Below are 12,566 nucleotides of genomic sequence, written 5' to 3' on the forward strand. Positions count from 1 at the left end.
TGCGGGTCAGCGTGGCTGGAGCCGCATCTGCGCTGCCTGCGCGTGCGCTTGCAGGCCCTCGCCCTGGGCCAGTTCGGCGGCGATGGCGCCCAGCGTTTGCGCGCCGGCCGCGCTCACCTCGACGAGGCTGCTGCGCTTTTGGAAGTCGTACACCCCGAGTGGCGAGCTGAAACGTGCCGTGCCGCCGGTGGGCAATACATGGTTCGCTCCGGCGCAGTAGTCGCCCAGCGATTCGCTGGTGTACGCGCCCAGAAAGATCGCGCCGGCGTGCCTGAGCAGCGGCTCCCAGCGCTGCGGGTCCTGGCAGCTCAGTTCCAGGTGTTCCGGGGCGATGCGGTTGCTGATGGTGCAGGCTTCCGGCATGTCCCGCGTCAGGATCAGCGCGCCGCGGTCGTTCAGGCTCTTGGCGATGATCGCGGCGCGCGGCATGGTGGGCAGCAGGCGGTCGATGGCGTGCTGCACGGCGTCGAGATAGGCCGCGTCGGGGCACAGCAGGATGCTCTGCGCCAGTTCGTCGTGCTCGGCCTGGCTGAACAGGTCCATGGCCACCCAGTCGGGCGGTGTGCTGCCGTCGGCGAGCACCAGGATTTCGCTCGGGCCGGCGATCATGTCGATTCCCACCGTGCCGAACACGTGCCGCTTGGCGCAGGCCACGTAGGCGTTTCCGGGGCCGGTGATCTTGTCCACCCGGGGCAGCGTCTGCGTGCCGTAGGCCAGCGCGGCCACGGCCTGCGCGCCGCCGATGGTGTAGGCGCGCGTGACGCCGGCCACGTGCGCGGCGGCGAGCACCAGTGCGTTGCGCTCGCCCGGGCCCGACGCGGCCTGCCCGCCCGCGCCGCCCGTGGCCAGGCTGCCGCGCATGGGGGTGGGGACCACGAGGATGATTTCCTGCACCCCGGCGACGTGCGCGGGAATGGCGTTCATCAGCAGGCTCGAGGGGTACGCCGCCTTGCCGCCCGGCACGTAGATTCCCACGCAATCGAGCGGCGTGACCTTCTGGCCGAGCAGCGTGCCGTCCGCGTCGCGGTAGCTCCAGCTCTCGCCGCAGGCCCTTTTCTGCGCCGTGTGGTAGCTGCGCACGCGGGCGGCGGCGGCCTGCAGGGCTTCGCGCTGGGCTGCGGGAATGGCGTCGAAGGCCGCCGCGAAGTCGGCCTGCGTGAGTTCCAGCGCGGCCAGCGACGGGGCCCTGAGGCCGTCGAAGAGGGCGGTGTACTCGAGCACGGCGGTGTCGCCGCGCTGCTGCACGTCGGCCAAAATGGCGCGCACGCGCTGCTCGATGGCGGCGTCGGTGGTCGCAGATCCCCGCAGGAGCGCGACGAAATCGGCCTCGAAGCTGCTTGCGGCGGTGCTCAGGCGTGCGGGGGCGGCGGCCAGGGTCATGCCGTGATCCGGTTCGGCGCGGCCGTTGCTTCTGCGGGGATGGCTGCGGCAAACGCGTCGATGATGCGGCGCAGCGGCGCCTGTTTGAGTTTGAGCGCGGCCTGGTTGACCACCAGGAGCGAGCTGATGTCCATGATGCGCTCGACCTCGACCAACTGGTTGGCGCGCAGGGTGCTGCCGGTGGAGACCAGGTCCACGATGGCGTCGGCCAGCCCGGTGAGCGGGGCCAGCTCCATGCTGCCGTAGAGCTTGACCATGTCCACGTGCACGCCCTTGCCGGCAAAAAAGTCGCGCGCGATGCTGGTGTACTTGGTGGCCAGCTTCAGGCGCGCGCCCTGCCGCACGGCCTGCGCGTAGTCGAAGTCGTGGCGCACCGCGACGCTCACGCGGCAGCGGGCAATTCCCAGGTCCAGCGGCTGGTACAGGCCCTGGCCGCCGTGCTCGATCAGCTGGTCCTTGCCCGCGACACCGAGGTCGGCGCCGCCGTACTGCACGTAGGTGGGCACGTCGCTGGCGCGCACCAGCACCACGCGCAGATGGGGTTGGTTGGTGGGCACGATGAGCTTGCGCGGGTGCTCCGGGTCGTCCAGCACCGCGATGCCGGCGGCCGCAAGCAGCGGCCGGGTGGCGTCGAGGATGCGGCCCTTGGAGAGTGCCAGGGTGATCATGCGGACGCTCTTTCGATGTCGGCGCCGATGCCGCGCAGCTTGGCCTCCATGCAGTCGTAGCCGCGGTCCAGATGGTGGACGTGTTCGAGCACGGTCTCGCCGTCGGCCACCAGCCCCGCGATGACCAGGCTCGCCGAGGCGCGCAGGTCGGTGGCCGTGACCGTCGCACCCGACAGGCGGGCGACGCCTTCGATGACCGCGACCTTGCCGTCAACCTGTATCCTGGCGCCCAGGCGCAGCAGCTCGTCGACGTGCATGAAGCGGTTCTCGAAAATCGTCTCGGTCACCGTGGAGCGGCCCTGGGCAATGCAGTTGAGCGCCATGAACTGGGCCTGCATGTCGGTGGGAAATCCCGGGTATTCGGTGGTGCGAAAGCCCTGGGCACACAGCTTGGCGCTGCCCGGGCTTTGCACGCGGATGCCGTCTTGCACCGCCTGCACCTCGACGCCGGCTGCGCGCAGCTTCTCGATCACCGCGTCCAGATGGTCGGCGCGGCCATGGCGCAGCAGCACGTCGCCGCCCGTGGCCGCGACGGCGCACAGAAAGGTGCCGGCCTCGATGCGGTCGGCGACCACGCGGTGGCTACAGCCGTGCAGCCGCTCAACGCCCTGAATGCGGATGCGGCTGCTGCCATGGCCCTCGATGCGCGCGCCCATGGCGATCAGCATCTCGGCCAGGTCGGCGATCTCGGGTTCCTGCGCCGCGTTCTCGAGCAGCGTTTCGCCCTCTGCGAGCGCGGCGGCCATGAGGAAGTTCTCGGTTCCGGTCACCGTCACCATGTCGGTGGTGATGCGCGCGCCCTTCAGGCGCGTGCGGCCTGCGGATAGCCGGGCGATCATGTAGCCGTGCTCGAGCACGATTTCCGCCCCCATGGCGCTCAGGCCCCGGACATGCTGGTCCACCGGGCGTGAGCCGATGGCGCAGCCCCCGGGCAGCGACACCGTGGCCTCGCCGAAGCGCGCCAGCAGCGGGCCCAGCGCCAGCACCGAGGCGCGCATGGTCTTGACCAGTTCGTAGGGGGCCTCGGGCGTGCTGAGCACGCGCGCGTCAACGTGCACCGCGCCGTCGTCCGAGCGCTCGGCCGCAACGCCCATGTTGCGCAAGAGCTTGAGCATGGTGCGCACGTCTTGCAGCCGGGGCACGTTGTGCAGGGTCACGGGGTCGGCGCTGAGCAGCGCGGCGCACAGCTGCGGCAGGGCGGCGTTCTTTGCGCCGGAGACCAGCAACTCGCCGTGCAGGCGGCGGCCGCCGCGAATCAGGAGTTTGTCCATCTCGAAAAAGCGTTCACTGCGCCTGTGCGGCCCATTCTGCGGGGGTGAAGGTTTTCATCGACAGCGCGTGCACCTCATCGGTGTGCATTCTTGCGCCCAGCGTGGCGTACACGCGCTGGTGGCGCGCGATGGCGCGCTGGCCCTCGAACTCGGCCGAGACGATGGTCGCGTACCAGTGGCGGCCATCGCCTTCGAGCGTGATGTGCTCGCAGGCCATGCCGGATGCGATGAGTTTCCTGATTTCTTCGGCGGTCATGGTGCCCGGTGTTTTCAGTGGCGGATTTTGTAGCCCGTGCGCAGCAGATGCATGGCCAGGGCGCTTACGGCGAGCCAGGCCACGGTGACGACGGCCAGACTGATCCACGGCGAGCGGTCGCTCTGGCCAAAGAAGCCATAGCGGAAGCCGTCGATCATGTAGAAAAACGGGTTCAGGTGGCTCACGGCCTGCCAGAACGGCGGCAACGACTTGATCGAATAGAACACGCCCGAGAGAAAGGTCATGGGCATGATCACGAAGTTCTGGAACCCCGCGACTTGGTCGAATTTGTCGGCCCAGAGCCCGGCGATCAGCCCCAGCGTGCCGAGCAGCGCGGACCCCAGGATCAGGAAGACCAGAATCCACAGCGGCGCAGCGAACCCGGGCCAGGCAAACGCCAGCGTCACCGCGAACACCCCCAGCCCCACCACCAGCCCGCGCACCATGGACGAGCCCACGTACGCCGCAAACCAGGCCCAGTGCGACAGGGGGGTGAGCAGCACGAACACCAGGCTGCCCATGACCTTGCTCTGGATCAGGCTCGACGAGCTGTTCGCAAAGGCGTTCTGCAGCACGCTCATCATCACCAGGCCGGGAATCAGGAACGCGGTGTAGCTGATGCGCTCGTAGACCTTCACATGGCCCTCGAGCACATGGCCAAAGATCAGCAGGTAGAGAACGGCCGTGAGCACCGGTGCGGCCACGGTCTGGAAGCTCACCTTCCAAAAGCGCAGGATTTCCTTGTAGAACAGGGTGCTCCAGCCGGTCATGCCTGTCCCTCCACAGCCGCAGCCGCAGCCGCAGGTCGGGACGCGTGCGCGCCGGACATGACTTGCAGAAACACGTCCTCCAGATCGGGCCGGCGGATCTCCAGGTCGTGCAGTTCGACCCCCGCCGTGCGCAGCGCCGCCAGATGGCCCTCGATGTCCACGGTGTCGTGCGCGGGCAATTGCACGACGCGGCCCGTGACGCGCGCCAGACGGGCCAGCGCCGGGGGCAGGGCGGAGTCGGTCTTGAATTGCAGCACGCTGCCCGAAGCCTCCTGGAGCAGCACGCTGGTGCGGTCCAGGGCCACGATGCGGCCTGACTTGAGCATGGCGATGCGGCCGCACAGGGCCTCGGCCTCGTCCAGGTAGTGGGTGGTGAGCAGCACGGTATGGCCCTCCCGGTTCAGGCGTGCAACGAAGTGCCAGAGGGTCTGGCGCAGTTCCACGTCCACGCCCGCCGTGGGTTCGTCGAGCACGATGATGGGCGGTTTGTGCACGAGCGCCTGCGCCACCAGCATCCGGCGCTTCATTCCGCCCGAGAGCTGGCGCATGTTGGCGCCGGCCCTGTCGGCCAGACCCAGGTTCTCCAGCAGTTCGTCGATCCAGGCGCCGTTGTTCCGCACGCCGAAATACCCCGACTGGATGCGCAGCGATTCGCGCACGTTGAAAAACGGGTCGAACACCAGTTCCTGGGGCACCACGCCGAGCTTGCGCCGGGCCGCGGCGAATTCGGTCTGCACGTCGCAACCCTGCACCAGCGCGCGCCCGCTGCTCGCGCGCGCAAGGCCGGCAAGAATGCTGATGAGGGTGGTTTTGCCGGCCCCGTTGGGACCCAGGAGCCCGAAGAACTCGCCTTCCTCGATGTCCAGGCTGACCTGATCGAGTGCCTGCAGCGGACCTTTGGGCGTGGCAAAGGCCTTGGAGACAGCTTGGAAGGAGACTGCGGGCATAAAGCCTGCGATTCTAAGCTAATAAGGTTGCATTCGCCCCGGGCGCGCCCTGCCCGGCGCAGGCGTTTCGCATGCGGGAATCAACGCGGCGTGCTCAGGGGCAATGCTGCTTCCCCGGGCATGTCGCCCTGCGGGCTCGGGTCGAAGCTCGCACCCGGCGGGAATTCCATGCAGGGGTTGATGGGCATGGAACCGTTGCGGTACATGCCGGCGACCGTGTCCTCGCGCGCGCGCATGCCGCCGCGCAGGTAGCGATTGCGCTGCTCGGGGCGTGGCAGGTAGCGGGCCAGTTCGGTGAGCGCCATTTCGTAGACGCCGCGCTTGAACTCCACCACCACGTCGAGCGGAACCCAGTAGTCGTTCCAGCGCCAGGCGTCAAACTCGGGATGGCTGGTGGCGCGCAGATTCAGCTGCCAGTCGTGTCCGGTCAGCTGCAACAAATACCAGATTTGTTTCTGGCCCTTGTAATGTCCGCGGGCATCGCGGCGGATGTAGCGGTCAGGCACCTCGTAGCGCAACCAGTCCCGGGTGCGGGCCACCACGCGCACGTGGTCGGGCAATAAGCCCACTTCTTCGTGCAGCTCACGGAACATGGCCTGCTCGGGGCTTTCGCCCCGGTCAATGCCGCCCTGCGGAAACTGCCAACTGTGGGTGCGTATGCGCTTGCCCCAGAACACCTTGTTCTTCTGGTTGAGCAGGATGATGCCGACGTTCGGCCGAAAGCCATCCTGGTCAAGCATAATCGAAACCCCAAATTTTTAAACTGCGTCCATTATGCACGGCGCTTGGTGCGCGACAAGTGGGCGGCCTTGCCCTGCCCGGAATCGACCCCGATGAAAGCCTCCCAATTTTTTGTCTCCACCCTCAAGGAAGCCCCGGCCGACGCCGAAATCATCAGCCACCAACTCATGCTGCGCGCGGGGCTGATCCGGAAGCTTGGTGCAGGAATTTACAGCTACATGCCCATGGGGCTTCGGGTGATCCGCAAGGTGGAGCGCATCGTGCGGGAAGAGATGAACCGGGCCGGCGCGGTGGAACTGACCATGCCCGTGGTGCAGCCCGCGGAGCTTTGGCAGGAGACGCAGCGCTTCGACAAAATGGGCCCCGAGTTGCTGCGCATCCGGGACCGCCATGGCCGCGACTTCGTCGTGCAGCCCACGAGCGAAGAGGTGATCACCGACATCGCGCGGCAGGAACTGCACAGTTACAAGCAGTTGCCCCGGAACTTCTACCAGATTCAGACGAAGTTCCGTGACGAGCGCCGTCCCCGTTTTGGCCTGATGCGCGGGCGCGAGTTCATCATGAAGGACGCCTACAGCTTCGACCGCGACCAGGCGGGCGCGAAGGCCAGCTACCAGGCCATGGCGCAGGCGTACCGCCGCATCTTCGACCGCTTTGGCCTGAGTTACCGCGCGGTGGCGGCGGACAGCGGCGCCATTGGCGGGGACCTGAGCGAGGAATTCCAGGTGCTCGCTGCGACCGGCGAGGACGCGATCGCCTACTGTCCCCAGAGCGACTACGCGGCGAATAGGGAGAAGGCTGCGGCCCTGGCGCCCGCGGGTCCCCGGGGCGCTGCCACGCAGGCCCTGACCAGGACCGCGACCCCGGGCAGCAGCACCTGCGCCGCCGTGGCCGAACTGCTGGGCGTCCCGCTGCAGACCACGGTCAAGTCCCTGGTACTGGCAACGGACGAGGGCAGCAAGAGCCAAGTCTGGTTGCTGCTGCTGCGCGGCGACCACGAGATGAACGAGATCAAGGTGGCCAAGGTGCCGGGGCTGGACGCGGGCTTTCGCTTCGCCACGCGGGACGAAATCGAAGACCACTTTGGCTGCCCGCCCGGCTACCTGGGCCCCATCGGCCTGAAGAAGCCGCTCAGGATCGTCGCCGACCGCGAAGTGGCACTCATGGCGGACTGGATCTGCGGCGCGAATGCGCCCGATTTCCACGTCACCGGTGTGAACTGGGGCCGCGACCTGCCCGAGCCCGACGCCGTGGCGGACCTGCGCAACGTGCTGTCCGGCGACCGCTCCCCCGACGGCAAGGGGCTGCTGGCGATAGAGCGGGGCATCGAGGTGGGCCATGTCTTCTACCTGGGAACCAAGTACAGCCAGGCCATGAACGCGACCTTCCTGGACGAAAACGGCAAGCCCCGGTTGTTCGAGATGGGCTGCTACGGGATCGGCGTGACGCGCCTGCCCGCGGCCGCGATCGAGCAGAACCATGACGCGCGCGGAATCATCTGGCCCGACGCGATTGCGCCCTTCACGGCCGTGATCTGCCCCATCGGCATGGACCGCAGCGCCGCCGTGCAGGCGGCGGCGGAAAAACTGTACGCCGACTTCCTGGCTGCGGGAGTCGACGTGCTGCTCGACGACCGCGGCGAGCGCCCGGGCGCCATGTTTGCCGACTGGGAGCTCATCGGCGTTCCGCACCGGGTGGTGATCTCGGAGCGCGGCCTCGGGGAGGGCCAGCTGGAATACCAGCACCGCCGCGACCCGGCGGCCACCAGGGTGGCCTGCGCCGACGTCCTGGCGCACGTGAAGGGTCGCATGGCCGTATGAGCAAGCGGGTGCCTGCATGCGGTGCCATGCCGGCCATCCCGGGCGGTTTGTCGCGGCGCGTCTGCCTGCGCTTCCTGTCAGCGCTCTCGGCCCCTGCCGCGTGGCTTGCCGCGCCGCAGACCGCGCATGCGGGGGGACAGTTGGAGGAGCCGTTGATGGACTCCGTGCGCACGGCCCTGAGCTCGGCGATCGGCAATCGGGCGCCGCCCGAGCCGGAGTTCTTCAGCACCGAATCCCGCCTGCACTACCTGCGCTGGCTCACCGCCATGAGCGATCGGCTGCGCCACCGCAAGCCCGAATGGGGCGTGCGCCACGAGTTCTTGCAGACCGTGTGGTACGAGGCCAAGCGCGCGGGGCTCGAGGTGTCGCTGGTTCTCGGGTTGATCCAGGTGGAAAGCGGATTCCGCAAGTTCGCGGTGTCCAGCGTGGGCGCGCGCGGCTACATGCAGGTCATGCCGTTCTGGGCGCGCGTGATCGGTGACGGCGACCCGGGAAAACTGTTCCATATGCAGACCAATCTGCGCTACGGCTGCGTGATCCTGCGCCACTACATCGACCGGGAGCAGGGCAACCTGTTCATGGCCCTCGGGCGCTACAACGGCAGCCGCGGCCGCGCGCCGTACCCGGACGCGGTGTTCGGCGCCCAGCGCAACTGGTCGTTCAGCGAGAAACCATAGAAACCGCAGGGATCAGGCCGGCGCCAGCGCCTGCTCGAAATCGGCGAGCAGGTCCTCGATCTCCTCGAGCCCGACCGAGAGGCGGATCATGCCGTCGGTAATTCCCATGGCGGCGCGCGCCGCGGGGCCGGTCTCCCAGAAGATGGTATGCGCCACCGGAATGATGAGCGTGCGCGTGTCCGCGAGCCCCGTGGCCCTGATCGGCAGCCGCAGGCGGTTGCACAGGGGCAGGCATTGCGCCGGGTCGCGCGGTTCAAACGACAGCAGCCACGAACCGGCCCTGAGGTGCCGGCGCGCCTGCGCGTGCTGGGGGTGCGACGGCAGCATCGGGTAGAGCACACGCGCGATCGCGGGGTGCTGCTCCAGCCACTGCGCCAGCGCCAGCGCGCTGGCGCTGCTGCGCTCCATGCGCAATGCCAGGGTTTCCGCGCCCAGCGCCAGCTGGTGCGCGGCCTGCGAGGAAAGCGTTGCGCCCATGTCGCGCAGCCCCTTTTTGCGCAGCTGTTGCAGCCCCCAGCCCTTGGGGTCGCCCTTGCGGTACGCGGCAAAGATGTTCGGATGGCCGGACCAGTCGTACAGGCCGGTGTCGGTGACGGCGCCCCCGAGCGCGTCGCCATGCCCGCCAATGCTCTTGGTCAGCGAGTTGACCACCAGCCCCGCGCCCACGCTGGCGGCGCGAAAGAGGTAGGGCGAGGCGACGGTGTTGTCCACCACATAGAGCAGGCCGTGCTGCTTGCACAGCGCGCCAATGCCATCCAGGTCGGGGATTTGGGTGCCGGGGTTGGCGATGGTCTCGAGAAACACCATGCGCGTGTTGGGGCGCAGCGCGGCGGCCACCTGCGCGGCGTCGGTCACGTCCACCGTGCTGACCGCGATTCCCAGGTCCGCGAGCGTGCCCAGCGCGCTGTTCGTGTTGCCGAATACGAACTGGCTCACCACCAGATGGTCGCCGGCTTTGAGCAGGGTGAGAAAAACGGCGCAGATGCCCGCCATGCCGGTGGCGAAAACGATGGAGCCGTGGCCCTGTTCCATCTGCGTGATCTTGCTCTCCAGCGCCGCCGTGGTGGGCGTTCCCTGGCGCGCGTAATTGAAGCCGCCCTTGGCCGTTCCCTGGAACACGGCGATCAGGTCTTCGACCCGGGCATGGCCGTACTGGACCGAGGTGTGGATCGGCTGGTGGACGGCGCCCTGCTCGGCGCCGCCCCAGCGGTCGGCGTGCACGATGCGGGTGGTGAAACGGGGGGGGCTGGGTGCGGTCATGGTGGCTGTCCGGCGCGCATCAGCGCTCGGGTGCAATGTGCTCGGCGTAATCGTACAAGGTGCCGAGGATGCCCTGCGCGCGCTCGTCTGCGGTGTCAGACAGCGCGTCGATTTCGGCGAAGAACTGCTCCACCGTGCGCGCCCCGCCCGCGCCATGGAACAGGCAGGCGGCGCGGTGTGCATCCCAGCGCCCGGTCTCTTCGGGCGACAGCGTGCCCGGGAAGTTGCGCGCCCGGTAGCGCCAGAACAGTTCGGCCAACCGGGGGTCGTCAAAGCTCGCCCGCGGCTTGGCCCCTTGGCCGCCGCCCATGGTTGCGGCGCTGCTGCGCAGGTCGTTGAGCAGGCGGCGGTCGTTGTTGCCGACGAAGCCGCCGTACAGGTCCTGGTCCACATCGGGGTCAGGCTCTGGCGCGCGGGCGAACACGGCAGGCCAGATGGCGCTCATGTCGGGTAACGCGCGCGCGCCTTCGGCGTGCTGCGCCGCCTGGGCCAGGTCGATGCCCCAGCGCTGCGCCAGCGCGGGCGTGAGCGTGTTCACATTGCCCACCACCATCGGCGAGCGGTTCAGGCGGATGGTCTTGATCGGCAGGCGCGTCAGGCCCTCGGGCAAGGCGTCGGCCTTGGTGAACAGGCGCAGGCGGATCTCGTCGGCGCCCAAGGTGAGCAAGGCTGCGGGATCCTGGGACAGGTCCCAGGCAATCAATTCGTTCTTGTTCACGGGGTGGTTGGCCAACGGCCACATCACGGCCAGGCAGCCGCGCTCGACCGGGAACATTCCCGAGACGTGCAGAAACGGCCGCGCCACGGCGGCGCTGGTGGGCAGGCGCAGCTCGGCGGCCACCCGGTCCTTCTTGTGCAGGCCCAGCGCAAAGTCGAACAACTTGGCGTTGTGCTCGCGCACGAGCCGCGCCAGCGCGATGGTCGCGCGCACGTCCGAGAGCGCATCGTGCGCGGCCTCGTGCAGCAGGCCGTTGGCCCGGCTCAGGTCTCCGAGCCGAAAGCTTGGCTTGCCGTCTTCCTGCCGGGGCCAGGTGATGCCGTCGGGGCGCAGCGCATGGGTCATGCGCACCACGTCGAGCAGGTCCCAGCGACCGCACTGGTTCTGCCATTCGCGCGCGTAGGGGTCGATCAGGTTGCGCCAGAACATGAAGCGCGTGATCTCGTCGTCGAAGCGGATGCTGTTGTAGCCCACGCCAATGGTTGCGGGCCGGGCGAACTCGGCCTCGATGCGGGCCGCAAACTGGTGCTCGGGCAGGCCCTGCTCCAGACAGTGCTGCGGTGTGATCCCGGTCAACAGGCAGGCTTGCGGGTCGGGCAGATAGTCATTCGCGGGCTGGCAGTAGAGCATCAGCGGCGCGCCGATTTCATGGAGTTCGGCGTCGGTGCGGATCGCGGCAAACTGCGCCGGGCGGTCGCGGCGCGTGTCGGTGCCAAAGGTCTCGTAGTCGTGCCAGAGAAAGGTATGGGGCAGCATGGCTGATTGGCCGACGGTTGGGGAAAGGCGCCCACTGTAACCGGAAGCGCAAGCGCAATGAGCGCCCGCCCGATCGGTTCGCGGGCCCGCCCTCGCGGCGCTGACTTATCTTCCCGTCATCCCCGAACCGGGCCCTGATCAGCTGCGCACGCGCCCGTCGCCGGAGAGCATGGATATTTCGACGAACTTCGACGCGGCATGGTTGCTGGCGCTGAACGACACCGGAAAGCCCGAGATCGTGCGGTTGCCGATCGCCTCGGTGCCTGCGATGAAGCTCTCGCGCGTGAGCTTGCCGCTGTCGTGCGCCTGGCGCAGACCCTCAATGAACACGCGCGCGACCAGATAGCCCTCCAGGCTCGAATAGTTGGGCTGCACCTTGTCGCCGCCCTTCTTGATGGCTTCGAGGAACTCGCGTGTGATCTGGTGCGCGGGCCGGTAGGGCGAGGGAACCACTTGCGAGACCACCACGCCGGCGCCGTCCGCGCCGAGCGCGTCGGCCAGCGCTTGCGTGCCCACGAAGGACACGTTGTAGAAGGTCCCGCCAAAGCCCGCCTTGCGCGCGGTGCGCACGAAGGCTGCGGCCGAGGCGTAGGCCGTGACGAGCACCACGGTGTGGGGTGCGGTGGAAATCAGCTTCTCGATTCCCGCCTTCACGTCGATCGAATTGCGCTCCACCGTCGCCGTGGCCACCGGGGCGAGACCGATCGCGGTCAGCGCCTTCGTCATGCCGTCGAGCCCGGCCATGCCGTAGGAGTCGTTCTGGTAGAACACCGCGATTTTCGTGAGCCCCAGGCTCGTGAGGTGGCGCACGATGAGCGCCGTCTCGTCGTAGTACGAGGCGCGCACATGAAAGATCAGGCGGTTGAACGGCTGGCGCAGCGCCTCGGCCCCCGAGAAGGGGCCGAAGAACGGCAGCTTGGCCTTGGTGAAAAAGGGCAGCGCAGCCAGGCTGCCGGGGGCGCCGATATAGCCAAACAGCGCGAACACCTCGTCGGCAATGAATTTGCGGGTGTTTTCGGCGCAGCGCTCGGGCTCGTAGCCGTCGTCCAGGGTGCGGATTTCCACCTGCCGCCCGCCCAAGCCGCCCTGGGCGCTGAACTGGTCAAAAAAGAGCTGCGCCCCGAGGTTGAACTGCACACCGAGCTGGGCCGCGGGGCCGGTGAAGGGGGCCGATTGCCCGAGCACGATGCGGCCATCGCCCTGCGCCCGCGCCAAATGAAAGCCCCCCAGCGCCACGGCGCCCAGGCCCACGGAAAACCGTCTGCGACCCCATGCGGCTTGGTTCATGCTGAAATCCCCGTC

12 protein-coding genes are annotated in these 12,566 nt (G+C 68.1%); 2 read left to right on the forward strand and 10 right to left on the reverse strand.

The window, feature by feature from the left end:
- Positions 1 to 6: 6 nt before the first annotated feature.
- The 7 genes from hisD to D5041_RS07595 form a co-directional block, all read right to left on the reverse strand.
- Entirely contained in the window at positions 7 to 1,380 is a 1,374-nt protein-coding gene (hisD, locus tag D5041_RS07565) for a histidinol dehydrogenase (RefSeq protein ID WP_265284234.1), read from the reverse strand.
- Entirely contained in the window at positions 1,377 to 2,048 is a 672-nt protein-coding gene (hisG, locus tag D5041_RS07570) for an ATP phosphoribosyltransferase (protein ID WP_010100164.1), read from the reverse strand. The genes hisD and hisG overlap by 4 nt, the downstream gene beginning before the upstream one ends.
- Positions 2,045 to 3,319 carry a UDP-N-acetylglucosamine 1-carboxyvinyltransferase gene (murA, locus tag D5041_RS07575; protein WP_265257801.1) on the reverse strand — a complete coding sequence of 425 codons (1,275 nt, stop codon included), beginning with the start codon at positions 3,317 to 3,319 and terminating at the stop codon, positions 2,045 to 2,047. The genes hisG and murA overlap by 4 nt, the downstream gene beginning before the upstream one ends.
- A gap of 13 nt (positions 3,320 to 3,332) precedes the next feature.
- On the reverse strand, positions 3,333 to 3,575 hold the full coding sequence (locus D5041_RS07580) for a BolA family protein (protein ID WP_010100167.1): 243 nt from the start codon (positions 3,573 to 3,575) through the stop codon (positions 3,333 to 3,335).
- 14 nt (positions 3,576 to 3,589) lie between these two features.
- Positions 3,590 to 4,345 carry an ABC transporter permease gene (locus tag D5041_RS07585; RefSeq protein ID WP_010100168.1) on the reverse strand — a complete coding sequence of 252 codons (756 nt, stop codon included), beginning with the start codon at positions 4,343 to 4,345 and terminating at the stop codon, positions 3,590 to 3,592.
- The gene (locus D5041_RS07590; protein ID WP_010100170.1) at positions 4,342 to 5,292 is read right to left on the reverse strand and encodes an ABC transporter ATP-binding protein; all 951 of its coding nucleotides are present in this window, start codon (positions 5,290 to 5,292) and stop codon (positions 4,342 to 4,344) included. The genes D5041_RS07585 and D5041_RS07590 overlap by 4 nt, the downstream gene beginning before the upstream one ends.
- Positions 5,293 to 5,372: 80 nt before the next feature.
- Positions 5,373 to 6,032, reverse strand: a complete 660-nt coding sequence (locus D5041_RS07595; protein WP_010100172.1) for an RNA pyrophosphohydrolase — start codon at positions 6,030 to 6,032, stop codon at positions 5,373 to 5,375.
- A 93-nt stretch (positions 6,033 to 6,125) separates the two neighbouring features.
- Here D5041_RS07595 and D5041_RS07600 point away from each other — a divergent pair, with 93 nt between their 5' ends.
- Together D5041_RS07600 and D5041_RS07605 are read left to right on the forward strand one after the other, a co-directional pair.
- Positions 6,126 to 7,853, forward strand: coding sequence for a proline--tRNA ligase (locus D5041_RS07600; RefSeq protein ID WP_265283216.1), 1,728 nt, complete (start codon positions 6,126 to 6,128; stop codon positions 7,851 to 7,853).
- Between the two features lie 26 nt (positions 7,854 to 7,879).
- Complete coding sequence (locus D5041_RS07605; RefSeq protein WP_265284235.1) at positions 7,880 to 8,530, forward strand: lytic transglycosylase domain-containing protein; 651 nt, start codon at positions 7,880 to 7,882, stop codon at positions 8,528 to 8,530.
- Between the two features lie 12 nt (positions 8,531 to 8,542).
- Here D5041_RS07605 and D5041_RS07610 read toward each other — a convergent pair whose 3' ends face one another.
- The 3 genes from D5041_RS07610 to D5041_RS07620 all read right to left on the reverse strand — a co-directional run bounded on the left by D5041_RS07610 (position 8,543) and on the right by D5041_RS07620 (position 12,551).
- Positions 8,543 to 9,790 carry a cystathionine gamma-synthase family protein gene (locus D5041_RS07610; RefSeq protein ID WP_265257797.1) on the reverse strand — a complete coding sequence of 416 codons (1,248 nt, stop codon included), beginning with the start codon at positions 9,788 to 9,790 and terminating at the stop codon, positions 8,543 to 8,545.
- Between the two features lie 19 nt (positions 9,791 to 9,809).
- Positions 9,810 to 11,264 (reverse strand): exodeoxyribonuclease I, encoded by a 1,455-nt coding sequence (sbcB, locus tag D5041_RS07615; protein ID WP_265284236.1) that lies wholly within the window; start codon positions 11,262 to 11,264, stop codon positions 9,810 to 9,812.
- Between the two features lie 138 nt (positions 11,265 to 11,402).
- Entirely contained in the window at positions 11,403 to 12,551 is a 1,149-nt protein-coding gene (locus D5041_RS07620; protein WP_265284237.1) for an ABC transporter substrate-binding protein, read from the reverse strand.
- Positions 12,552 to 12,566 lie beyond the last annotated feature (15 nt).

Source organism: Verminephrobacter aporrectodeae subsp. tuberculatae (assembly GCF_026127385.1).
GTDB classification, from domain to species: Bacteria; Pseudomonadota; Gammaproteobacteria; order Burkholderiales; family Burkholderiaceae_C; genus Acidovorax; species Acidovorax aporrectodeae.

Coding starts and splice junctions, on each gene's coding strand:
- hisG (WP_010100164.1), bottom strand. CDS start 2,048: ATGATCACCCTGGCACTCTCCAAGGGCCGCATCCTCGACGCCACCCGG.
- sbcB (WP_265284236.1), bottom strand. CDS start 11,264: ATGCTGCCCCATACCTTTCTCTGGCACGACTACGAGACCTTTGGCACC.
- murA (WP_265257801.1), bottom strand. CDS start 3,319: ATGGACAAACTCCTGATTCGCGGCGGCCGCCGCCTGCACGGCGAGTTG.
- D5041_RS07590 (WP_010100170.1), bottom strand. CDS start 5,292: ATGCCCGCAGTCTCCTTCCAAGCTGTCTCCAAGGCCTTTGCCACGCCC.
- D5041_RS07580 (WP_010100167.1), bottom strand. CDS start 3,575: ATGACCGCCGAAGAAATCAGGAAACTCATCGCATCCGGCATGGCCTGC.
- D5041_RS07595 (WP_010100172.1), bottom strand. CDS start 6,032: ATGCTTGACCAGGATGGCTTTCGGCCGAACGTCGGCATCATCCTGCTC.
- hisD (WP_265284234.1), bottom strand. CDS start 1,380: ATGACCCTGGCCGCCGCCCCCGCACGCCTGAGCACCGCCGCAAGCAGC.
- D5041_RS07620 (WP_265284237.1), bottom strand. CDS start 12,551: ATGAACCAAGCCGCATGGGGTCGCAGACGGTTTTCCGTGGGCCTGGGC.
- D5041_RS07605 (WP_265284235.1), top strand. CDS start 7,880: ATGCCGGCCATCCCGGGCGGTTTGTCGCGGCGCGTCTGCCTGCGCTTC.
- D5041_RS07610 (WP_265257797.1), bottom strand. CDS start 9,790: ATGACCGCACCCAGCCCCCCCCGTTTCACCACCCGCATCGTGCACGCC.
- D5041_RS07600 (WP_265283216.1), top strand. CDS start 6,126: ATGAAAGCCTCCCAATTTTTTGTCTCCACCCTCAAGGAAGCCCCGGCC.
- D5041_RS07585 (WP_010100168.1), bottom strand. CDS start 4,345: ATGACCGGCTGGAGCACCCTGTTCTACAAGGAAATCCTGCGCTTTTGG.